Raw genomic sequence first — 25,801 nt, 5'->3', positions numbered from 1 at the left:
CGTGTGATGATCCTTGCCTAAGCAAGGGTAGGCTCTCCTATCATGCTTGAGCTCGATCTCGCCGCTCGCGAGCCTTCGTACCCCGCGTCCGCGGCCGCTTTGGGGCTGTGGGCCGCGCAGTCGGTGGTCGGGACGTCTGCGGTGTTCACGATCGGTCAGCTCGTCGAATTCCGTTCCGCGCCCGACCTCGACAGGCTGACCGCCGCCGTCGCGGCGGCGGTCACGGAAGCGGATCTGCTCCGTGCCCGATTCGTCGAGCCCACCCCCACCACCGACTCCGAGACGGACTCGGGCCTGCGCTTCGTCCTCGGGGACCCGGTGCCGGTCACCCGCATCGACCTCCGAGGCGACGGCGACGCCGACGCGCCACTCGAATACGCGCGCAGCGTCGTCGCAGGGTCCATCGATCCGCGGACCGGCCCCTGTGCCCGCATCGAGATCGTGTGCGCCGGCGACCGGATCGCCCTGCTCATCGTGGCTCACCACCTGGTCCTCGACGCCTACGGGCTCGGCCTCCTGACCCGCCGCATCGGCCACCTCTACGACGATCCGGCCGATCCGCGCCGACTCCGATCGGTCACCGACCTGCCCGATGGACTCGACGCAGCAGGAGTCGACGCAGCAGGAGTCGACGACCGCACCTTCTGGGCCGACCAACTGGCCGGGATCACGGCGCCCTTGACACTGTCGGACCGCCCGCGCGGTCATCGGGTCGCCTCGCGAATCCTCACCCGCCGCACGGTGATTCCCGCGCTCGGAGCACTCACCCGGAATCCGTCGACCCTGACCGCCGTCATCGCCGCCTTCTGCGGGCGGCTCGCGGGCACCGACGACGTCGTGCTCGGCTTCCCGATGATGAACCGGCTCGGCTCCCCCGTGGCCAATTGCGCGTGCTCGACGGTCAACGTGATTCCGTTGCGTGTCCACACGCCCGCACACCGCTCGATCGCCGACATCGCTGCCGGGGTCACCGACCGCCTGCGTGCCGTCTCCCCCCACGCGCGATACCGTGGCGAGGACATCGTCCGGGACCTGCGGCGACGAGGCGTCGACGGCGCGACCGGTCCCACGCTCAACATCAAGCCGTTCTCGGCGACCGTCACCGTCGGCGGGCATGTCGCCGACGTGCGGTCGCTGGCCCGGGGTCCGCTCGTCGACATGGCGATCACCGCCGCCGATCTCGACGGCGATCTCGAATTGGTCCTCGACGCCGACGCCGACCTGTACCCACCACAGCGCGTCGACGAAATCGTCGGCAGCATAGCCGAATTCGCCGAGGCGGCGGCCCGCACCATCGACGCTGTGCGCCCCGATTCTGGGCCCACCGTGGGCATCGGCGCGGTCGCGCTGGACGGCGCTGCCGACGAGCGCCTCGCGGCCCGAATCCGTGATGAGGACGCCCGGACCAGCACCCCGATCGGTGTGACGTCTCTGTTCGATCGGATCGCCGCCCAACCCGGGGACGCGGTCGCGCTCATCTGCGGCACGCAACGGATCGACCATCATGAACTGCGCGCCCGTGTCGCCTCGGTGTCCGACGAGCTCGGCGCTCTCGATGCCGAGGACATCGTCGCCGTCGCCCTACCCCGCGGGGTGGATCTCGTTGTCGCGCTCCTCGCCGTCCATCGCAGCGGTGCGGCATTCCTGCCGCTCGATCCGGGTTTTCCCGCCGAGCGGATCTCGGCGACCCTCGCCGACGCCGACCCGATTGCCGTCGTCGAGCCGGGACCCGGCGGGGTGGTTGTCCGTCGGCTCCGGGAACACGCCGCACCGTCGACCCGGCGCGCCGGTCGCGTCGGCGGTCGGGACGGCGATCCCGCCTACGTCATCTACACCTCGGGCTCGACCGGAAACCCCAAGGGTGTCGTCGTCGACCACGGCGCACTACGCAACCTCACCGACGCGATGATCGACGAGATCGGTTACCGCCCGGGTCGATCGGTGCTGTCGGTCACGACCATCTCCTTCGACATCGCCCTCGTGGAAACCCTTGTCCCCCTTGCCGCGGGCGCGACGGTGGTGCTCGCCGACGCCGATGATGTCCACGATCCCGGACGGCTCGCGGCACTGCTGCGCACCCACCGTATCGATCACATGCAGGCCACCCCGTCGTTGTGGTCGGCGCTCCTGGATTCCGGACACGCCGACGCCCTCCACGGGGTGCACGTTCTCGTCGGCGGGGAGGCACTTCCCACCGACGTCGCCGTCGGCCTAATCGGTGCGGCGGCGTCGGTACGCAACGTGTACGGGCCCACCGAGACCACGGTCTGGTCGACCACCGCGCCGGTGGTCGATGAACGCGCGATCGTGATCGGCTCCCCTATCGCCAATACCGGGGTCCGCATCCTCGACGCCACCCTGCGCCCGGTCCCCGACGACGCGATCGGCGAACTGTATCTCGCCGGTGCGGGTCTGGCCCGCGGATACCACCGGCGGGCCGGGCTCACCGCCACTCGTTTTCTCGCCGACCCGTTCGGGGCGCCCGGGTCACGCATGTACCGCACCGGCGATCTGGCTCGCCGTCGGACAGGGGAACACAGTCGGACAGCGCGACCCAGCCGGACAGCGGGACAGATCGAATGCCTCGGTCGCACCGACCACCAGGTCAAGATCCGCGGTTTCCGGATCGAGCTCGGTGACATCGAAACCGCACTGGCAGAGCACGATTCGATCGAGCGCGCCGTCGTGGTGGATCGACACGGTCGGCTGGTTGCCTACGCGACCCCCGCAACGGACTCCGGGATCGACCCGTTGGCGCTGCGTTCACACCTGGCCCGGCGAGTGCCCGACTACATGATCCCGGCCACCGTACAGGTGCTCGACGCGATCCCGCTGACCCCCAACGGCAAGGTCGATCGCACTGCCCTGCCCGCACCGGACTTCGGGGCTCTGACCGGCCATGGTCGCGCCCCGGTCACCGACACCGAACGTCTCCTCGCCGGGATCGTCGGCGAGGTCCTCGGGGTCGGCGACGTCGGTGCCGATGACGACTTCTTCATGCTCGGCGGTGACAGCCTCACCGCCGTTCGTGTGGTCGTACGCGCGGCCGACGCGGGTGTGCATTTCACGCCACTCGACGTGTTCGACCATCCGACCGTCGCGCGGCTCGCGGCAGTCGCGTCGAGCGACTCCCGATCGGCGGGCGGCGATCGAAGAGACGATGCGGCGCCCGGTGAGCGTCTGCGGCCTCGCGCGCACACCACCGCGGGGATCGACGCCGACGAACTCGACGACCTGATCGGGGAGGACCTGCTGTGAACGCACCGGAGGCAACAGATGGCGCCGTCACCGAAAGCGTTGACGCGCAGGCCAAGCCGGCCCTCGAGGACGTGCTGCCGCTGACGTCGGTGCAGGAGGCGATCGTCTATCACTCCACACGCCCTCGCGAGCAGGACTCGCACGACCCGTATCTGATCATCGCCGATCTCGACCTGGCCGCCGTCGCACCCGGCGTCATCGACGACTCGGCGGTGAGGTCGGCACTGGAGACGGTGATCGCCCGGCACGCCATGCTGCGGACTTCTTTCACACGCCGGCGCACCGGGGCGCCGGTCGCGCGCGTGCACACCGACGTCGAGGTCCGGATCGACACCGTCGACCCCGCCGAGTCGGGCGGACCCGACGGCCTCCGCGAATCCCTGCGCCGTCAAGGGATTCCCTTGACCACCGCACCTCCCCTGCGCGCGGTCGTCGCCCGCGACGCGCTCGCCGGTACCGCACACCTGCTGCTGGTGGTCCACCACGTGGCCCTCGACGGGTGGTCCCTGCATCGCGTCGTCGACGAGATCGTGCACCTGCTGCGCGGCGAACCGCTCGACCCGGTCGTTCCCATCAGTGACTTCCACCGATGGCGGACGACGCTGCCGAGCGGATTGGACTCGTGGCGTCGCGCGCTGACGGGCCTGCAGGCACCGACCCTCGTGCCGGTCGACCCCGGTGCCGCACATCGTTCCCGGGTGATCTCCCGATCCCTCGGTGTCGAGGCATCGCGGCGGCTGCGCACCATCGCACGATCCGTCGGCGCCTCGGCCAACACCCTCATCCAGGTCGCGTGGGCGCTGGTGCTCGCCGACCTCGACGACTCCGACGACGTCGTCTTCGGCGCGGTGGTCTCGGGCCGCGATCCCGCATTGCCCGGCGTCGACGAGATGGTCGGCATGCTGATCAACACGATCCCGGTGCGGGTCCGGCTCGAACCCACCGAGACCGTCGGCGAACTCATCAGCCGACTCCAGCGCGAACAGCTCGCCCTGCTCCCCCATCACCACACCGCCCTCGGTGACATCGGCGCGGCAACCGGCCTCGGGGAGCTGTTCAACACGCTGCTCGTCTTCGAGAGCTTTCCCCGCGGCACGGTCCGACCCCACCTCGAGGACGAGAACACCTACGCCGCAACGGTCCTCGTGGAGGACGAACCCGACATCCGACTCCTGCTCGAGCACCGCGGCGCCGACCCGGACCTGCTCGACCGCCTTCTCGGCATGCTCGCGGCCATCACCGCCGCGCCGGACACACCACGCGGCCGACTGCCGCGTTCGGATCGCGGAGACATTTCCATCGTGAGCGGATCACCCGTCACCGCCGCCGAGCCGCCCGCCCGGCGCATCGGACGCCTCGCCGCCGAACAGGGTGACGCGGTCGCCCTCCTCGTCGGCGAGGTTGCCGTCTCGCGCCGCGACCTCGACCGCGCCGCCGCTCGTGCGGCCGCCGGGCTCCGGGAGCGCGGCATCGGGACCGAATCGATCGTCGCGATCCACGCGCATCGCACGCCGGAGCTGGTCGCCGTGCTGCTCGCCGTGCTCCGGGTCGGCGCCGCCTACCTGCCGATCGATCCCGCCTATCCGAGCGCGCGCGTGGACTTCATGCTCACCGACTCGCGTCCGGATCTCGTCGTCGACGACGCTCTCGCCGCCGCACTGACCCGCACCGCACCGACCCCTACCGCACAGACCCAGACCGCACCGACCCAGACCGAGCGCGCCGCCGGCACCGAACCGGTGTCGCCACATCCGGATTCGGCCGCGTACCTGGTCTACACCTCCGGCTCCACCGGTACGCCGAAGGCGGTCGTCGGCACCGCCGGTGCCCTGGCCCGTCGACTCTCCTGGGCTGCCACCGATTGGGCCGCCCCGGTGATCCTGGCCAAGAGTTCGATCGCCTTCATCGACGGAACCACCGAGCTCCTCGGCGCATTATCGGCCGGGGCCAGCGTCGTTCTCGCCTCCGACGCCGATCTCCGCGACGCCGGCCGACTCGCCGAACTCGCTGCCGCCCACGGTGTCCGGCAGATCACCGCCGTGCCCTCACTCGCGCACACCGTCGTCGAGGACGGTCGCGCACCGGATCTCGATCGGTGGATCGTCTCCGGCGAACCGTTGAGCGCGGCCGTTGCCGACGCGCTCACCCCACATGCCGGTGAGGTCGTCAACTCCTACGGCTCCTCCGAGGTCGCCGGGGACGTGACGACGGGCGCGATCGCGCGCGACCACGGTGGCGCGATCCACATCGGCACGCCGGTGCCGGGCACCCGGATCATTGTCCTCGATCACCTGCTGCGCCCGGTACCCGTGGGTACCGCGGGCGAGGTGTATGTGTCCGAGACACATTCCGGCGCAGGTCAACTCGGACGCGGCTATCGCGCACACCCCGAGTGGACGGCCACCCACTTCGTCGCCGACGTCACCGGCGGTGCACGGATGTATCGGACCGGTGACCGGGGGCTCATCGACACCACCGGGCGTCTGCGCCTTCTCGGACGCCGAGACACACAGGTCAAGATCCGTGGCGTGCGAGTCGAACTCGGCGAGGTCGAGGCCGCCCTGACCGCCGTGCACGGCGTGGCTCAGGCCGCGGTGATCGCCAACCGGACACGCGACGGCCACCACCGAATCCACGCGTTCGTCTCCGGGACAGCGGCACCGGAGTCGGTCACGGCGTCGCTGGATCGGGTCCTGCCCGCGGCGATGCTGCCGTCGACGATCACCGTGCTCGACGAGCTGCCGCTCACCCCCGGCGGCAAGGTGGATCGCCGGGCACTGACCGCCCCCGAGGACCACGCTCCGACCACCGGCGGCCGCACGGCGCGGACCGACAACGAACGACTCGTGGTCACCGCGGCCGGGGACGTCCTCGGCATCGACGAACCGGCCGCCGATGCGAACTTCTTCGACCTCGGCGGCCACTCACTCTCGGCAACAAGGATGGTGACCCGGTTGCGCGTCGCCACCGGCCGGGCACTGCAGGTCGCCGACGTCTTCGACAACCCGGTGCTCGCCGACCTGGCGGGGTTGCTCCCCATTGCCGCCCGCACCGACGCCACGGATGCCGACGACGACACCAGCGGCGGGTCCGAGCCCACCGACGCGGAGCGCCCGGATCCGCTGCCGTTGTCCCCGGCACAGCAACGGCTGCTGTTTCAGGCCGGGGTCGACGATTCCGCCTATACGGTGGCCTTCGCCGTTCGACTCGACGCCCACGCGAACACCGCGATCGATGCTCAAGCCCTGCGGGGCTCCCTGCACGGCATCGTCACCCGCCACGAGGTGTTGCGAACCCGCATCGTCGACGGCCATCCCGTCATCGATGCCCCGGATGCGGTGGCGACGACACTCGACGAGCATCGCCTCGAGCACGACCCAGCCGCACTCGACACCGTCATGGCCGCGCTCATCGCACGGCCCTTCGATCTCGCCCGCGACCGGGTACTGCGCGCCGACCTGATCGCCCTGTCGGCGACATCGTCGGTGTTGCTGATCACGGTGCACCACATCGCCGCGGACGAGTGGTCGGCGGGACGACTGTTCGACGAACTCGCCGCCGGGTACAGCGCCGCCGTCGAGCACCGAGGTGATCGGGTTCCCGTCGCCCCGGCGATCCAATTCGTCGACCACACGATCCGGCAGCTGGCCCGGCTCGGTGACGAGTCCGATCCGCATTCGCTTGCCGCCGGACAACTCTCGTACTGGCGGGAGGCGCTCGACGGGATACCCGACGAGATCGCACCACCACTGGATCGCGCCCGACCGGTCGAACCGTCCCATCGTGGCGCCGAGGTTCATCGCACGCTCCCGCCCGGTGTCTGCCATGCCCTCGATCGTCTCGGGGCAGCAACGGGTACCTCGCGTTTCATGATGGTCCACGCCGCGGTCGCGCTGAGCCTCGCCGCCTCCGGTGCGGGTGACGACATCGTGGTCGGCACCCCGATCGCCGGCCGCGGGGACGCCGCCGCCGAAGACCTGATCGGGATGTTCGTCAACACGCTCGCCCTGCGCACCGATCTGCGCGGAGATCCTACTCTGGCACAGGTACTCTCACGTGTCCGCAGCGCCGACCTCGACGCGTATGCGCACGCCGATCTGCCGTTCGAGCAGCTCGTCGCCGCGCTCGCGCCGACCCGATCGCTGGCCCGGCACCCGCTCTTCCAGACCATGGTGCAGTACCGCGATCCCATCGTGGCACCGGAGTTCCCCGGACTCGAGGCCACCCCGCTGTTCCCGCCCACCCGGACGGCCAAGTTCGATCTCACCTACGAGTTCGTGGGGCTGCCCGACACCGGCGACGGCAGTGCACTGCGACTGCGACTGGAATACGCCACCGATCTGTTCGACGCCGACACCGCACACCGGCTCGCCGATCGCGCCGTCGCGGTGCTCGACGCGCTGGCCACCGACCCCGACCGGAGGCTGTCCCGGCTCCTCATGCCCGATGCGGTGCATGCGCTTGCGTCGGTGGGGGTTCCGGACGAGAGCCGGAACGCACCCGAATCCTCCCCCGGCCCGTCCTCGCTGGTCGAGGTGTTCACCTCGACCGTGGCGACACACCCGGACCGGGTCGCGATCAGCGACGGCACGACCTCCCTGACCTACCGCGAGATCGACTCCCGTAGTGCGCAACTCGCGTCGCAGCTGGTCGCCGACGGCGTCACGGTGGGCGACCTGGTGGCACTGGTGCTGCCCCGCGGTGCCGATCAGGTGATCGCGGTTCTCGCCGTGCTGCGCGCCGGAGCGGCCTACGTACCCATCGATCCCGCCTACCCGGCCGAGCGGATCGAGACGATCCTCGACGACGCCCGGCCCACGCTCACCGTCGATGCCGAGTACCTGACCCGCCCCGCGTCGGACGGCCCACCGGCCGAGCGGTCCGAGATCACGATCGGCGCCCGGCATACGGCCTATGTCATCTTCACCTCCGGATCGACCGGGCGTCCCAAGGGCGTCCGGGTCACGCACGGCAACGCGTGCGCGCTGCTCGCGAGCACCCGTGGCCTGTTCGATGTCGGCGCCGACGACGTGTGGATGTTGTTCCACTCGTATGCTTTCGACTTCTCCGTGTGGGAGATGTGGGGGGCGTTGTCGACCGGTGCCCGGCTGGTGATCGCCGATCGGGACACCACCCGCTCCCCCGCCGATCTCGCCGCGCTGATCGCCGCCGAGGGCGTCACCGTCCTCAATCAGACCCCGTCGGCGTTCGCGGCTCTCGACGCCACGGTCTCGTCGGCCGACGAGACCGGTGAACCGTTGTACGACAACGTGTCCGGTCCCACCTCGTTGTCGTCGTTGCGCTACCTCGTGTTCGGTGGCGAAGCCCTCGACCCCCGACGGCTCACCGGCTTCCTGCGCCGTCACCCGGGCGTCCGCGCGGTGAACATGTACGGCATCACCGAGATCACCGTGCACGCCACCCACCGCGAGATCGACGCCGCCGCAGCCGCTCACGCCACCGGCAGCGACGTCGGTGCGTTGCTCCCCGGATTCACCGGGCGACTGCTCGACCGGCATCTGCGCCCGGTTCCCGTTGGCGTCGTCGGCGAGCTGTATCTGTCGGGCCCGCAGGTCACCACGGGCTATCTGCACCGCCCGGCACTGAGTGCCACCCGATTCGTCGCCGACCCGACCACCCCGGGCGGCCTCGCTTATCGCACCGGAGACCTGTGCCGCCACACCGCGACCGGTGAGCTGCACTACGTCGGGCGCAGCGATCTGCAGGTCAAGATCCGTGGCTATCGCATCGAACCCGGCGAGGTGTCCGCGGCGATCAGCTCGCTGCCCGGCGTGGCCGACGTGGCCACCATCGCCCGTCCCGGCCCCGATGGCGATCACCGGCTGCTCGCCTACGTCGTTCCCGCCGAACACCATCCGGCCGGCACCGACCTCACCGCCGACTCCGTCCGCTTCGCACTCGCGCAGCGGTTGCCCGATCACCTGGTGCCCGGCGCCATCACACTGATCGATCGAATCCCGTTGACCACCAACGGAAAAACCGATGCGTCGGCGCTACCCGATCCCGTACCCCCGGCGGAGTCGGGTGCGGGCCGGGAACCGGCCACCGAGACCGAACGGATGATGCAGGAGATCTTCGCCGAGACGCTGCGGATCGATCCGGCCTCGATCGGCGTCGACGACGACTTCTTCGCTCTCGGTGGTGACTCCATCATCTCCACCACGATGGTGAACCGGGCTCGACGCCGGGGCCTGCGGATCACGCCGCGCGACGTGTTCGCGCACCGTAGCGTCGCCGGCCTCGCCGGCGTTGCCGAACCGATCGTCGCGCCGAGCGGCGGTGCGCCGGAGGACACGGCCGCCCCGCACTCGGCCCCCACACCCGTCGCCCTGCTGCCGATCATGCACCGCCTGCGCGAGCTCGGCGGCACCGTGGATCGCGTGAACCAGTCGCTGGTGATCGACACGCCACCGGATGCCGGCACCGAATTCCTCGCCACCGCACTCCAGGCGCTGCTCGATCATCACGACGCGTTGCGTATGACCCTGTCCGCGACCGCCGGGGTGTGGGGACTGGCGGTGTCGCCGCCCGGATCGGTCCGCGCCACCGACCTCCTCGTCGAGATGCCGATCGACGCCCACGGAACGGTCGCCGACACCGTCACCGTCGCCTCCGACGCCGCGGCCGCACGCCTGGCACCGACACGGGGTCGGATGCTCGCCGTCACTCATCTGCGGCCCGCGAACGACGCGGACGCGGGTCGACTGATCCTGGTGATCCATCACCTCGCCGTCGACGGCGTGTCGCGGCGCATCCTCATCGACGACCTCGCGGCCTTCCACAGCGACGGCAGACTGCCCACAGGCCCCGATGCGTCCATCGCCGACCATGCCGCAGCGGTGGCGGTGCGCGCGGGCGCACCCGAGTTGCTCGGCGAGCTCGATCACTGGGTTCGGGTCCTCGCACCCGGCGGCGACCTGCTGCCCGGTGTGCCCGCGGCCGGCGGTGTGGTCGGCGACCAACGTCGTCATGTGGTCGTCCTCGACGTTGCGACCTCGCGGGTGCTGGTGACCGAGGCGCCTGCCGCATTCGGCGTCGGGGTGACGTCGATCTTCCTGGGTGCGTTGCGGATTGCCGCTTCGGCGGTGTTCGACACCGCCGACCTGATCGTCGACACCGAGCGTCACGGCCGCGACACCGAGACGGCCGGCCTGGGGGTCATGGATCTCTCGCACACCGTCGGGTGGTTCACCACCATGGCCCCGCTGCGTCTGTCGGGACCCGTCGATGACGCCGTGGACCCGCTCGGCGCGGTCCGAGACGCCGACCGCCAATGGCACGACACGCCCGGCGCCGGAGCCGGATACGGGATGCTGCGCCATCTCAATCCGCAGACCTCGGCGGCATTGGCGACGATGCCGAGGGCCTCGGTGTTGCTGAACTACCTGGGCCGTTTCACCGTGGGTGGCGGCGGGGCGTGGCAGCCGTCGGCCGAGTCGTCGTCGTTGCGGGCGCTGCCCGACCCCGATCTCGGCTGCGACCATCTTCTCGAGATCGACGTGGTGTGCCGGGACGAGTTGGACGGGCCCGTTCTCTCGGCGACATTCGGCTACCTGCACCGCTTTCTGAGCGACGACGCGGTGCGGCGACTGGGTGAGGCGTGGGCGGACGCGTTGTCCACCCTGGCCGCCCTGTCCGCACGTGACGAGTCCGCATTCGACGATTCTGGAGTTCCCACGTGACCTCGACGACCCAACCGTCCGTATCCGCGCCGGCCTCGGCGAGGGGGGCGGGCGAACAGGTGTTGCCCGTACTCGCCGGCCAACGCGACATCTACTTCGGGCTGCAGGTGGCCACCGATCCCGCGCTCTACAACACCGGGCTCTACATCGAGGCCACGGCGTCACTGGATCTCGAGCGCCTCCGCTCCGCGGTCCTGGCCACCATCGATCGTGCCGAGGCGATGCGCGCGGTGTTCACCGAACACGATGGCGATCTCGGTCAGGTCATCCTGCCGATCGACGACTTCGACGTGCCGATCGTCGACCTCCGCGGTCACGACGCCCAGCAGTGGATGACCGCGGACATGGCGCGGCCCATGGACATTCACGCCGGTCCCTTGACCGAGTGCTGTCTGCTGCAGGTGGGCGGGCGCGCCGCCGGTGAGCCGTCGACGGTGTACATCTATCTGAAGGTGCACCATCTCGTCTGCGACGGAATGGGTCTGGTCGCCTTCTGCGAGGCCGTCCGGTCGGCGTACGACGGCGCCACCCCGTCCGCGGCCTGGACACTACGCGAAATCATCGAGTCCGAGCAGACCTATCGCACCGGCGAGGGGTTCGAGACCGATCGCCGCCACTGGACCACGATGATGTCCGACCGGCCCGACCCGGTGCGGCTGCTCGATGGTGAGGTGGCACCGGGGGTCGGACGAGCACACGCGCGTTTCGAGATCGATGTCGAACGTCTGTCCGTGCTCCGGGACTGTGCCTCGCGCGCCGGGGTCCGGCCGACGATCATGGTGATCGCCGCGGTCGCGGCCTTCGCCCACACCCGCACCGGCAAGGACGATCTGGTGTTCGCGCTGCCGGTCAGTGGCCGGGTGGACCGCCGGATCCGGACGACCCCGTCGATGGTGACCAGCGTCCTGCCGCTGCGGGTGCAGGCATCCGATCGCGATCGTCTCACCGACCTCGCCCGACGGGTCGACCGTGCCCTGTTCTCGCTGTTGCCGCACAGCCGATTCCGCGGCGAGGATCTCGGTCGCGCACTCGCCGCCACTGCCGCCGAATCGACAGACCCCGCCACGTCGACAGACCCCACGGTATCGACCGACCCCACCGTATCGACCGGCCCCTATCGCATGTTCGGTCTGGGCGTGAACGTCATGTCGCACACCACGACCCAGACCATGGGCGGTGAGCCCATGGTTGTTCATGCCTTGGCATCCGGCCCGGTGTCCGACGTGGAGATCCAGATTCAGTTGCGCCGCAAGAGCCTTCCCGCCGAGGTGGTCGTTCGTGCGATCGACGGCGCAGCCGAGCAGGCACGCTCGATCGCCGCGGCCTTCGACGAATTCCTCACCCGCCTCGCCGACCGTCCCGGAGAGCGTCTCGTCCACCTCGACGACGCCGCTCCCGTCCGCCAGGACGACTCCGCGCCGACGGCGGCGTTGACGCCGGCCCTGCTCCGGCTTCGCGCAGGTGGTGACGATCCGGAAGGGTTGCCGCCGAGTCGGATTCGCGTTCCACTGCCCCCGCAGACGGCCACCGAGACGATAGAGAATGTTCTCGGTCTCCTCTCGGCACGTCATGACGCGCTGCGCACCGACATCTCGCGTCCCCTGCCGATTCTCTGGACACTGACCACAGCACCGACCGACGACGCAACGATCGGGCTCGTCGAGCTTTCGGGTGAGGCCGGGTCGCGGCCGAGACCGCCGTACGCGATCCTCGGTGTGCACGCCGACACCCTCACGGTGGTCCTCGATTCCGCGATCATCGACCCGACGTCACGGTCGATCCTGCGGGCCGATCTGCTCGCCGCCCTCGCCGATGTCACCGCCGGTCGTGACCCCGACGTCGACCCGGTCCCGGTGTCCCTCGGTCGGGCCGCCGCCGAACTGACCGCGGCGGCCACCGACACCTCGGCCCTGCCCCGATGGATGGAGATCCTCGCACCGGGCGCAGCTCTCCCCGCGCCTCACGACGGGGCAGCGGCGACCGATGCCGCCATGCCCGAAACCATCTGTCGCCGTGCGGTTCCGGTTGCCGCGACGCCCAGCCCCCGACAACTGCTCTCGGCGATCGCCGAGGCAGTCCATGCGGTCTACGCCGGACGCATCGGCACTCACCTGCTCGTCGATGTCGTCTCCGACCTCCGGCCGGCCGGCGCCGAACGCACCACCGGCCCGTTCCAGGGGCTCACCCCCACCCGTATCGACCTCGCCGACGGCACCGCGATGCCGGTGCCCGGTCCGGCGCTCGATCTCCTGCGACATCTGTCTCCGCAGGTCGGCGCCGCGCTCACGGCCGCGGCGGCGACCGGCGAGATCGCCGAGCCCGCGGTGCTCGTCGGGGATTACGGTCTGCCGACCGATCACCCGGTCCGGGTCAGCGTCGTCGCAGCGGGGGTCGTCGCAGAGGGGATCGTCGCAGAGGAGGTCGTCGCAGAGGAAGTCGAATCGGAGGGGGTGACGCTGCTCGTCGAGGTCGACCCACGGATGGTCGCCGACGCCGAGGCCTTCGCCGACGCCCTGATCGACGCCGCCGGCCGGGTGGCCTCGCACCATCTCGTGGTGGTCGACCCCGACGAACTGGCCGCATTGACCGCCGTACACGGCGAGATCGCCGACATCTGGCCGCTGACGCCGCTGCAGGAAGGCCTCTACTACCAGGCGCAGATGGATGCCGACGCCGACATCTACACGGCCCAGTTCTGGCTCGACTTCGGCCATCGCATCGACCTTGCGGCGCTCACCGACGCGGCACAGGCTCTCCTGCAAGGCAATCCGGAGCTGCGTGCCGCCTTCGTCGAACATGATGGTCGACCGGTGCAGATCATCGCCGCCGACGTTCGCCCCGACGTCGCCGAGATCGATCTGTCCGACGCCCCCAACTCCGACCTGAATGAGCGCGTCGAACGATTCCTTGCCGAGGACCGCGCGACGAGCTTTCGCCTCGACCACGCTCCCCTGTGGCGGATGTGTCTGATCCATCTGCCCGGGGGCCGCGATCGGCTGGTGGTGAACCGGCGATTCCTGTTGTGGGACGGCTGGTCCGGTGGACTGTTCGTCTCGCGGTTGCTCGCTCATCTTCATCACACCCCGGTGCCGCCACGAGAGGCATCACTGCGGGACTATCTGGAGTGGCTGGCGGCCAACGGATCCGACGATGCGTCGATCACGGCCTGGACCGACCACCTCTGCGGCTATGACGAACCCGCACTGGTCGCGCCCCGGGCGGCCGGCTCCACTCCGCGGGCGCCCCGTCGCCTCGACGTCGAGCTCGGTGCCGTGCTGTCGGCGCGGCTGCGCGACGATGCACGCTCGGCCGGTGTCACCCTCAACACGGTCCTCACGGCCGCACTGAATCTGACCCTCTCGCGGCAGCTCGGACGCAGCGATGTGGCCTTCGGTTCGACGGTCGCCGGTCGCCCCACCGAGGTCGACGGCATCGACACCGTGATCGGCCTGTTCCTCAACACGGTGCCGGTGCGCACCCGGTTGCGGCCCGAGGAGACCGTCGGTCAATTGTTGCGGCGGATGCAGGCCGAGCGGGTCGAGATGATGGCGCACGACCACATCGGTCTGGCGCGGCTGCAGCAGGAGACCGGGCATCCGGCGCTCTTCGACGTCCTCTACGTGCTGCAGAACTTCCGTACCGACGAGGAGGAACGCGAGCAGTCGGCGCTGCACGACGTGATCGGTGAGGGCAGCCTCGATCACACGCACTATCCGGTGGCCGTGGTGGTGACCCCCTCGGCGGACATCCGTTTCCGGCTCGAGTACCGCGACGATCTGGTCTCCGAGCAGACCGCGACGGCGCTGCTCACCCGGTTCCGGCGAGCACTGGCAGCCCTTGGCGATCACCTCACCGACCCGGTGGGCTCGGTCGATCTCGACCTTCCCGCGGACGCCGGCCTGGACGGCCCGACCCACCCGCTGCCCGATCTCACGGTTTCCAATCTGCTGGCCGAGCGGGCCGCGTCGATCCCCGACGCCGAGGCCCTCGTCTTCGGCGGGCTCCGGATGACCTACGCCGAGCTCGACACCCACATCGATCGGGTGGCGCACGTGTTGTACGACCACGGGATCGGTGCGGAGAGCATTGTCGCGCTTGCGGTTCCGCGCAGTATCGATACGGTGGTGGCGCTCTTCGCGATCCTGCGGGCCGGCGCCGCATATCTGCCGCTGGAACTCGATCATCCCGACGACCGGTTGCACGGCATCCTCGCCGACGCCGAACCGGAGATCATCCTGTCGCACAGCCGCGTCGTGGCGCGCTTTGCCGATGTGGCGGTACCGACGTTGGTGATCGACGACCTCCCCGAGACCGCAGGTCCCGCCTGGCCGGTTCCGCGGGTCGACCCGGACTGGCCGGCCTATGTGATCTACACGTCGGGGTCCACCGGACGCCCCAAGGGTGTGGTGACGCCCTACCGTGGCCTGACGAACATGCAGTTGAACCACCGGGAGAAGGTGTTCGAGCCGGCGATCGAGGTGGCCCGCGCCGCGGGTGTGCAGGGGCGGCTGCGGATCGCGCACACCGTTTCCTTCGCCTTCGACATGTCGTGGGAGGAGTTGCTCTGGCTCGTCGAGGGCCACGAGGTGCACGTCTGCGACGAGGATCTGCGTCGCGACTCCGCCGCGCTCGTCGCCTACTGCGCACGTCATCGGATCGACGTCATCAACGTGACCCCCACCTATGCGGCGCAGTTGTTCGCCGACGGCCTCCTCGACGAGGCCACGCATGTGCCTCCGCTGGTGCTGCTCGGTGGCGAGGCCGTCGGCGATCCGGTGTGGACGGCATTGCGTGAACACCCGAAGACCTTCGGCTACAACCTGTACGGGCCGACCGAGTACACGATCAACACACTCGGTATCGGCACCGACGAGTCCGACACGTCGTCGGTGGGGACGCCGATCTGGAACACCCGTGCGCACTTGCTCGACGGGTGGCTGCGTCCCGTGCCGGCCGGGGTTGCCGGCGAGTTGTACATCAGTGGTGCCGGCCTGGCGCGTGGTTACCTGGGGCGGCCGGATCTGACGGCCGAGCGGTTCGTCGCCGACCCGTTCGCCACCGGCGGGCGGCTGTATCGCACCGGGGATCTGATGCGGATTCGCGCCGACGGCAACCTCGACTTCCTCGGTCGGACCGACGATCAGGTGAAGGTCCGCGGTCACCGCGTGGAGCTGGCCGAGATCGATGCCGCGCTCACCGCGCTCGACGACGTCGCCGGATCGGCGGTCGTCGCCGCCGAGGATCCCAGCGCACCGGGTGTCAAACGCCTTGTGGCCTATCTCATCCCGGAGGATCCGGAGCTCGGTGTCGACGTCGCCGACGTGCGCAGGCGTCTCGCTGCGACGTTGCCGGACTACATGGTGCCGACGCTGTTCGCGTCGGTGCCGCGGTTCCCGATGACGGTCAACGGCAAACTCGATGTGAGGGCGTTGCCCCAGCCGGCGCCGGCCTCCACCCGGCGGGCCCCGCGCACCGACCTCGAGCGTCGGCTGTGTGAGGTGTTCGCCGAGGTCCTCGGGCTCCGCGGCGGAGCCGCCGTCGACACAGCCGGAGCCGCCGTCGACACAGCCGGAGCCGCCGTCGACACAGTCGGAGCCGCCGTCGAAGCCGGCACGGTCACCGCCGATCCGGTGGTGGGTGCCGATGACGATTTCTTCGAACTCGGCGGACATTCGATGGCGGCGATGAAGCTCGTGTCGGCGTTGCGTGGCGAGCTCGGCGCCGAGATCACCATCCGTGATCTGTTCGAGGCTCGGACTCCCGCCGAGATCGCGACCCGGGTGCAGTTCACCGGGTCGCGTACCGACATCGTCGTCGGGCCCCGCCCGGATCGGATCCCGTTGTCCCCGGCGCAGGAACGGCTGTGGGTGCTCTATCGCCTCGATCCCGCCGACACCTCCTACCATTACGGTCACGTGATCCGCCTGCACCAGGCGATCGACCCCGACGCCCTACGGGCCGCGGTGGCCGACCTGCTGATCCGCCACGAGAGCCTGCGCACCGTCATCGTCGACGGAGGCGACGGTACCGACACCACCGGCAGCGCCACCGATCTCGCCGCGCACCAATCGATCCTGCCGGTCGAGCAGATCTCCGAGATGATCGGCGCGCACACGCTGGTCGAGGTGCACACCCTCGGCGATGTCGACGATCCGGAGGCGGTGTTCGGGGAACGGGCCCGCGAGACGCTGACCCGGCCGTTCGACCTGCGTACCGCTCCTCCGATCCGGTTCCGTCTGGATCTGCTGGAGAAGCCTTCCCCGACAGGCACTCTCGCCGGTGTGCTCACGATTGCCGCCCATCACATCGCGACCGACGAATGGTCGGACCGGCCGATGCTCACTGATCTGAGCACCGCATATCTCGCGCGGGCGGCGGGCACCGCACCCGACTTCGCACCGCTGCCGGTCCAGTACGCCGATTACGCGCTCTGGCAACGGGATCGGCTCATCGAACGCGGTGATGAGCAACTCGACTTCTGGGCCTCGTCACTCGCCGATCTACCCGACGAATTGCCGCTGCCGCGTGATCGTGCGCGACGACCCGGTGCGACCGGACCCGCGGCCACCGAGACCGCGACCGTGGACGCGGCGACCCGGGCCCGCCTGGCCGCCCTCGCCTCGGCGCACGGCGCCAGCATGTTCATGGTGGTGCAGGCCGCGGTCGCGGTTCTGTTGCATCGGGTGGGTGCCGGCGACGACATCCCGCTCGGCAGCCCCATTTCCGGGCGCAACGATCCGGCGCTCGACGATCTCGTCGGGTTCTTCGTCGACACGCAGGTGCTGCGCACCGACGTGAGTGGCCGCCCGCGATTCGGCGAACTCGTCGAGCGGGTGCGCACGGCCGATCTCGCGGCCTTCGACCATCAGGACGTGCCGTTCCAACGCATCGTCGAACGGCTGGCGCCGCGCCGCGAGTCGGGCCGTAATCCGCTGTTCCAGATCAGTGTCTCGTATCTGCCGCTCGACGCGGTTCCGGAGAGCTTCCTCGGCGTCGGGGCCACGTTCACGCCGCTGGTCGCCGAGGCCGCGAAGTTCGACCTCGGCTTCACCGTCGTCGATCTCATTCACTCCGGCGAACTGAGTGTCGCGCTCGAGTATGCGACCGCACAGTTCGATCCGTCGACGGCACGTACCCTGCTGCGCGGTCTGATGCGGGTACTCGCCACGGTCGGTGAGGATCCCGATGTCCCGGTGAGTGACATCGTTCTGCTCGACGACGCCGAGATCGCGCGACTGCGCACCGAGGAACGGGGTCCGCGCGGCACGGCCGACGACTCCACGACCGTGGTCGATCTGCTCGACGAGTGCGCCGGGACCCACGGCGATGTCCTCGCCATCCGGGACGTGAGCGGCACCGCACTCACCTATGCCGTCACACGCGCCGCCGCACTGCGGATCGCGGATCGGCTCGATGAGCACGTTGCAGGCATCGCCGAACCCGTGGTCGCCGTCCTCATGTCCCGCGGGGCTGCGCAGCTCGTCGCGCTGCAGGGCGTGTTGCGCAGTGGCGCAGCTTATCTGCCGATCGACGCGGATGTCCCCACCGAACGTGTCGCGGCAATCCTCGACGACGCCCGACCCGCTGCCGTACTCGCCGACGCCGTCACCGCATCCACCGCGCGGGCGGCGGCGCCCGCCATCGCGACGATCCTCCTCGACGCCGACGGATCGCCGAGCGACGCGGGCACCACGAGTGCGACCGGAGCCCGGCGTCGCACGGCGCGTCCCGACGATGCGGCGTACGTCATCTACACCTCGGGGTCGACCGGCACACCCAAGGGTGTCGTCGTCAGCCACCGCAACGTGGTCAACGTGTTGCGTTGGCGGCGCGACACCATCCCCGGCGGCCTTTGCGCCGGCGATGTGGTCCTCGCCAAGACACCCGTCGGCTTCGACGGCGCGGTGTGGGAGTTGTTGTTGCCCTTCGTCACCGGTGCCACGGTGGTCGCTGCCGCGGACGGCGACCACCGGGATCCGCGTCGCCTGGCCCGACTCATCGACGAGTACGCCGTCACCACCACGGTTTTCGTGCCCTCGCTGCTCGAGTTGTTCGTGGACCACCTCGCCGGACTACCGAGCCTGCGCCACATCATCGCCGGCGGTGAGGCCCTGCCGGCCGCATTGGCCCGACGGGTGGATGCCGCGGCTCCCGGGGTGTCGCTGATCAATGCCTACGGCCCGACCGAGACCACCGTCGTCGTCACCGACCGGCTCGCCGATCGCACCGTCACGGGTCCGACGGTGCCGATCGGCCGGCCCGTCGCCGGCACCGAGTTGCTCGTCCTCGACGGGTCGCTGCGGCGCGTCCCCGACGGCGTGACCGGGGAACTGTATGTCCGCGGAATCCCGGTGACCCGCGGCTATCTCAACCGGCCCGGCCTGACCGCGGCGGCCTACGTCGCCGACCCCACCGGCGACGTGCCCGGTGCCCGGGTCTATCGCACCGGCGACCTCGTCGTCCGCCGTGCCGGCGAACTCGAGTACCTCGGGCGTGCCGACACCCAGGTCAAGGTCCGTGGCAACCGGGTCGAACTCGGCGAGATCGAAGCGTGTCTGCGCACCGTCGACGGGGTGTCGGCCGCGGCCGTTCGCGTCGACGGTGACCGCATCGTCGGGTGGATCGTGCCCACCGACCCGTCGGTCATCGACGCGTGCACCTCCGAATCTTCGGCCGATCACACCGCACTGGTCGCGGCGGTCGAGCGGTCCGTGCGGCGACGTCTGCCGTCCTACATGGTCCCCACCCCGATCGTGGTGTGTGAGTCGTTCCCGTACAACCACACCGGCAAACTGGATCGGGCGGCGCTACCCGTACCGGCCACCGCGGCCGACGCCGGTACCACCGCGCCGCGTTCGACGATCGAAACCGATCTGGCCGAGATCTTCGGTGCGGTGCTCGGCCACCCGGTCACCGATGTACACGCGGATTTCTTTGCCCTCGGCGGACATTCGCTGCTCGCGATCAGGGCCATCAACCTGATCCGCGACACGCTGGGCCACGATCTCGAGTTGCGGACGCTCTTCGATCACCCGACGGTCGCCGGGCTTGCCGCACACCTTCTCGCCCTGCCCGCCGACGCCGACCCCGACACCGCCGCGCGCACACCGGAACTGCGACGTCGCGCGGATGGACGCGCGGAGTTGTCCTACGGGCAGGAGCGGATGCTCACGCTGCACGGCGTCACCGGACCCACGAGCACCTACAACGTGCCGATGCTGTGGCGACCCGGCGGACCGACGGGCCCGGCCGAGACCATCGATCCGACGGTGTTGCGCGCGGCGGTCGCCGATGTGGTGGCGCGTCACGAGATCCTGCGAACCCGCTACCCCGACCAGCGTCCCGAGGTCCTCGACGATCCCGAGATCGTCGTCGAGACCGTGACCGACCCGACCCATCTCGCCCGGGTGGCCGCACATGCGTTCGACCTGGCGACCGAGGTCCCGATTCGGGTGGCGGCCACCGACGACGTGGCGCTGGTGACGATCCACCACATCGCGACCGACGAATGGTCGGCTCCGCCGCTGCGCGCAGACCTGACCACCGCCTATCGTGCGCGAGCGGCCGGGCACGCACCCCAGTGGCCGCCGCTGCCCCTTCAGTACTCGGATTTCGCTGCGTGGCAACGAGATCTGATCGAGAGTGGGCGTGGCGAGAAACAACTCGACTTCTGGCGCACGGCGCTGCACGGGCTACCCGAGGAACTCGCGCTGCCCTACGACCACACCCGACCGCCACGACCGTCCGGGCGCGGCGACGGTGTCTTCCTCGCACTACGTCCCGCACTCGTCGGCGACCTGCGCCGCCTTGCCGCGGCCACCGGGACGTCGATGTTCATGCTGATGCGCACGGCGGTCGCGGTGTTGCTGTCGCGGCTCGGCGGCGGAGACGACATCGCACTCGGTACCCCGGTGACGGTGCGGTCGGACACGCGTCTGGAGTCTCTGGTCGGGTTCTTCCTCAACACCGTCGTCCTGCGCACCGACCTGTCGGGCGATCCGTCGGCCGCCGAACTGCTCGCGCGGGTGCGGGAGGCCGACCTCGCGGCCCTGGACAATCGTGATGTCCCGTTCGAACGGGTCGTGGAAGCCGTCGTGCCACGACGCTCGGCCGCGATGAACCCGCTGTTCCAGACGATGGTGGTCTACGTCGACGGTCTACTGCCCGGCGGTGATCCGGAGCAGAATCCCTCCGCCGCGCTGCCCGCACCGACGACCGCGAAGTTCGATCTGTCCTTCGACTTCACCGAGGACTCGACCTCGGGTGAGGCGACCACAGCAGGATCGACCGGGGCACGTGTGGGCGGAGTCATCGAGTACAGCACCGACCTGTTCGACCGGCCGACCGTCGAGGCGATGGCGCAGCGACTGGTCACGATCCTCGAATTCATGGCCGAGCGGCCCGATACGTCGTTGCGGCAGTTGGACATCCGAGTCTCCCGGGAACGTCGGGAGCTCTACCGGCCCGGCCCCGAGCCGACCACGTTCGACGTGCTGCTCGACGCCGCGGTCGAACGTGACCCGTCGGCGCCGGCGCTGCGCGGACCGGACGGCCGACGTACCTTCGGCGAGTTGCGTGACCGGGTCCACCTGATCGCCGCCCGGTTGATTCGCGCCGGGATCGGCGCCGAGGACGTCGTCGTCGTCCGTCTCCCGCGCGGGGTCACCGCGGTGGAGACGATCTTCGGTGTCCTCCATGCCGGCGCGGCATACCTACCGATCGAGCCCGACACCCCACCGGAGCGGGTGGCGGCGATGATCAAGGCCGCCCGTCCGCGACGCCTCATCGACAGCCTCGACGACGATCTCCTCGCACCCCGCGGCGACGAGGAGCCGTGGTCGCCGGAAATGCGGACCGCCCCGGTCCATCCCGACCATCCCGCCTATCTCATCTTCACCTCCGGATCGACCGGGACACCCAAGGGCGTGGTGATCACCCATCGCGGGTTGAGCAACCTGTTCGCCAGCCACCGCCGGATGCTGCATCGGCCTGCGGTGGCGCGCACTGGCCGCGAGCGGCTGCGCGTCGGACACGCCTGGTCACTGGCCTTCGACGCCTCCTGGCAGCCGCAGTTGTGGTTGCTCGACGGGCACGAGGTCAGCATCGTCGACGCCGAGGTCCAGCGCGACGCGCAGGCTCTCGCGGCCACCCTCCTCGAGCAGCGGTGGGACTTCCTCGAACTCACCCCGTCACATCTTCGGCAGCTCGGCGGTGCCGAGAGATCGATGGCGGCAATCGGTTTCGGTGGTGAAGCGATCTCCGGCGAACAGTGGGAGGCATTGCGGGCGTTACCGGACTCCGACGCCTACAACCTCTACGGTCCCACCGAGGGCACCGTCGATGCGCTCGTCGCGCGGGTATCCGACACGCCCCGACCGGTGATCGGCCGTCCGATCGACGGGGTGCGCGCCTACATCCTCGACGACCATCTGCTGCCGGTCGCCGACGGCGTCGACGGCGAGTTGTACCTCGCCGGTGCCGGGCTGGCCCGCGGCTACCTCGGCCGTGGTGAACTGACTGCCGAGCGGTTCGTCGCCGACCCGATCGCCAACGACGGCACCCGGATGTATCGCACCGGCGACGTGGTGCGCTGGACGACCGCAGGTGTGAACGGACCGGGCGAGGCGGCGATCGAGTATCGCGGTCGTGGCGACGATCAGGTGAAGATCCGCGGGCACCGCGTCGAACTCGGCGACGTCGAGGCGGCGATGCTCGCCGATGCCGACGTCTCGGCCGCGATCGCGGTGGCGCGGGCCGGTCATCTGATCGGGTACGTCGTGCCGGCCCGGGATCGGGCACCCGAGGCCTCCGTCATCCGCGCGCGGCTACGGTCCTCACTACCCGACTACATGGTGCCCACGGTCGTGGTCGTATGCGCGGCCTTCCCCACCCTGAGCAACGGCAAGATCGACCGTCGATCGCTACCGGAGCCGTCGTTCGATCGGGTCATCCGCACCCCGGAAACACCCGAGCAGCACCGTATCCGTGAGGCCTTCGCCGAGGTGCTCGATCTCGCCGCGGAGCAGATCGGGATCGACGACGACTTCGCCGAACTCGGCGGTGACAGCATCGTCGCGATGCAACTCGTCGCACGATTGCGCGCCGACGGCTTCGTGGTCGGCCCCCGTGACGTGATGACCCACCGCACCCCGGCCGAGCTCGCCGCACGCCTGGGTACCGCCGCGGCGGGGCAGGTCACCGACGCCGCGGCCCTGCCGCGTCTCGAGTCGGGCCCGGTCCCGGCCACCCCGATCGTGCGCTGGCTGCAGTCGGTCGCCGGATCCGATGCCCGGACCATCGCCGGATTCCATCAGTCCGCACTGCTCACCGCGCCCGTCGGACTCGACGTGGAGGCCCTCTCCGCGGCGCTGGCGGCACTCACGGCGCGGCACGCGATGCTGCGGGCACGACTCGTCGCCGATGAAAACCCTTGGCGTTTCGACATTCCCGCCGATTCGGCACCCGTTCCGGTGCGCAGGGAGACCGACCGCGATGTCATGGCGGTGGCGCAGCGGGCACGCGAGCACCTCGACCCGGAAGCCGGCGTGATGATGTCGGCGGTGTGGCTGGACTTCGGAGATGAGCCCGGACGTCTGCTCCTGCAGATCCACCACCTCGTCGTCGACGGCGTCTCGTGGCGTGTGGTCGTCCCCGAACTGATCGCCGCCTACACCCAGATCGTCGCCGGTGAGCCGGTCTCCCTTGGCCCCGTTCCGGCCGGATTCGCCGGTTGGGCAACCGAACTGGTGGCAACCGATCGCCGCGACGAACTCCCCCTGTGGCAACGGCTCACCGGCTCGGCGACCGCGACGGTGTTCTCGCGGCCGCCGGCCCCGGATACCGATCGCGAGGTTCACGCCCACCGGCATCGGGTTACGGTCGACACTCCGGTCGCGCAAGCGGTGCTGGGTCCGTTGCCGGCGCGCCTGCGGGTGGGTGTCGACGACGTGTTGCTCGGCGCATTGGGTGCCGCACTACCCGCGCCGACACTGGTCGACCTCGAGGGGCACGGCCGCGAGGAGCAGGCCGTCCCCGGTGCCGATCTCACCGGCAGCGTCGGATGGTTCACCGCCGTGCATCCGGTTGTGGTCGGCGGCGGATCGGATGCCGCCGGACAGGCCCGCGCGCTGGGCGCCGCCCGCGCCGAGATCCCCGACGGTGGACTCGGCTACGGTCTGCTACGTCATGTGGCCGGAGTCGATCTGCCAACGGCGGCCATCGAATTCAACTATCTGGGTCGCTACCGGTCCTTCGAGTTCGACGGATGGGCCATGGCCCCGGAATCGGCGGAGATCGGCCCCGGCGAGCTCATGCCCGCCGCCTACGGCCTCGTCGTCAACGTGGTCACCCTCGACGGACCCGACGGTCCGCAACTGAGCGCCACGTGGGTGTCGCAGCCCGGCGTGGTCGACGACGATACGGTGGCCGCACTGGCCGATCGGTGGGTTGCCGCGCTCACGACACTCACCGACAACGACCCGACCCCGACACCTGGAGAGAACTGATGGCCGCAGCCGTACGAGCAGTGCTCATCGACATCACCCCGCTACGGGTGAGCGTGCCCTTCCGACGGATCTTCGTGGCCCGGCTGATCTCCCTCGTGGGGATCGGCATGCTGCTGGTCTCGGTACCGGTGCAGGTCTACGACCTGACCGGATCGTCGATGCAGGTCGGCGCCGCCACCGCGGTGACCGGCCTCGCGACGTTCCTCGGCATGCCGCTCGGCGGTGTCCTCGCCGACCGGTTCGACCGGCGATCACTGATCCTCATCGGGCGCAGCGCGGCCGCGCTCGCCTTCGTGGGGTTGGCGGCCAACGCCTTCGGCGTCTTCGGTGAGTCCGCGGCGCTACCGGTGCTCTATGCGTTGGCGGTGACCGACGGGCTCATCGGAGCGCTGTCCATTGCCGCGCTGATGGCGGCCATCCCGACGCTCATCGACAGGAGACATCTCCCCTCGGTCGGTGCGCTCGGGGCGTTCAGTGTTCGCCTGGGATCGGCGGTCTCCCCCGGCGTCGCCGGATTCATCATCGGCGCGGCCGGCGTGCAGTGGGCCTACGTCACGGCCGCGGTCCTGGCCACCGCGGCGGTGCTCATCCTTCTCGGATTGCCGAGTCTCCCACCGGATGCCGCGATTTTCGGTGACCGATCGGAGCGCGCCCACGACGAGCCCGCCGACCGCACCCCGGACGACCCGACGACCGCCGAACCCGCCCCCACCACGACACCGTCGCTCTGGCGGTTCCTGCGCACCCAGCGGGTGATCACCGCGGTGATGGCGGTGGGTACGCTGGCGATGTTCGCGCCGGGCATCGTCGCCCTGCTACCGGCGCTCGTGGCGCAGCGTTTCGACGGAAACGCCTCGATCACCGGCCTGCTGTTCGCCGCGGTGGCCACCGGCGCGATGCTGGGCGCGATCACCAGCGGCTGGCTCGGCGGACTCCGCCGGCCCGGCGTGGTGTTGCTGGCCGCGCTCACGCTGACCTTCGTGATCATGATCGCGTTCGGACTTGCGCCCTACGCGTGGCTCATGCTGGGCTTGCTCGTCGTCGTCGGGTACTTCGAGTCCATTCAGGAGGTGTTGCGCTACACCTTGATCCAGCAACACACCCCCGGTCCGCTGCTCGGGCGGGTCAATGGGATCTGGATGGCGCAGGAAGTGGGCGGGGTGACGGTCGGCTCGCTGGTCGCCGGAGCATACGGAGCGATCTGGGTGGCCTCCGACGCCGTCATCTACTTCGGGCTGACGCTGCTGGTTCTGTCGCTGCTCTGCGCGGCGCTCCTGCGCTCGCTGATCCGCGTGCGCGGCGAACGCCCGGCCGCGATCCCCGTGTCCTGACTTT

Annotated in this window: 4 protein-coding genes; all 4 read left to right on the top strand. The window is 69.9% G+C overall.

All coding sequences use genetic code 11. The features are described from left to right. Positions 1–42: 42 nt before the first annotated feature. The 4 genes from J6U32_RS15980 to J6U32_RS15965 are packed head-to-tail and all read left to right on the top strand — an operon-like array spanning position 43 to position 25,797. Positions 43–3,258 carry a non-ribosomal peptide synthetase gene (locus J6U32_RS15980; protein WP_208791198.1) on the top strand — a complete coding sequence of 1,072 codons (3,216 nt, stop codon included), beginning with the start codon at positions 43–45 and terminating at the stop codon, positions 3,256–3,258. Then, positions 3,255–10,961: a non-ribosomal peptide synthetase gene (locus J6U32_RS15975; RefSeq protein WP_208791197.1), complete on the top strand. Its 7,707-nt coding sequence runs from the start codon at positions 3,255–3,257 to the stop codon at positions 10,959–10,961. The genes J6U32_RS15980 and J6U32_RS15975 overlap by 4 nt, the downstream gene beginning before the upstream one ends. Continuing rightward, the gene (locus J6U32_RS15970) at positions 10,958–24,466 is read left to right on the top strand and encodes a non-ribosomal peptide synthetase (protein WP_208791196.1); all 13,509 of its coding nucleotides are present in this window, start codon (positions 10,958–10,960) and stop codon (positions 24,464–24,466) included. Before J6U32_RS15975 ends, J6U32_RS15970 begins: the two co-directional genes overlap by 4 nt. Continuing rightward, the gene (locus J6U32_RS15965; protein WP_208791195.1) at positions 24,466–25,797 is read left to right on the top strand and encodes an MFS transporter; all 1,332 of its coding nucleotides are present in this window, start codon (positions 24,466–24,468) and stop codon (positions 25,795–25,797) included. The genes J6U32_RS15970 and J6U32_RS15965 overlap by 1 nt, the downstream gene beginning before the upstream one ends. Positions 25,798–25,801 lie beyond the last annotated feature (4 nt).

The organism is Gordonia polyisoprenivorans, assembly GCF_017654315.1.
Taxonomy (GTDB): Bacteria; Actinomycetota; Actinomycetes; order Mycobacteriales; family Mycobacteriaceae; genus Gordonia; species Gordonia polyisoprenivorans_A.
This window is presented reverse-complemented; position numbering and strand designations above follow the sequence as displayed.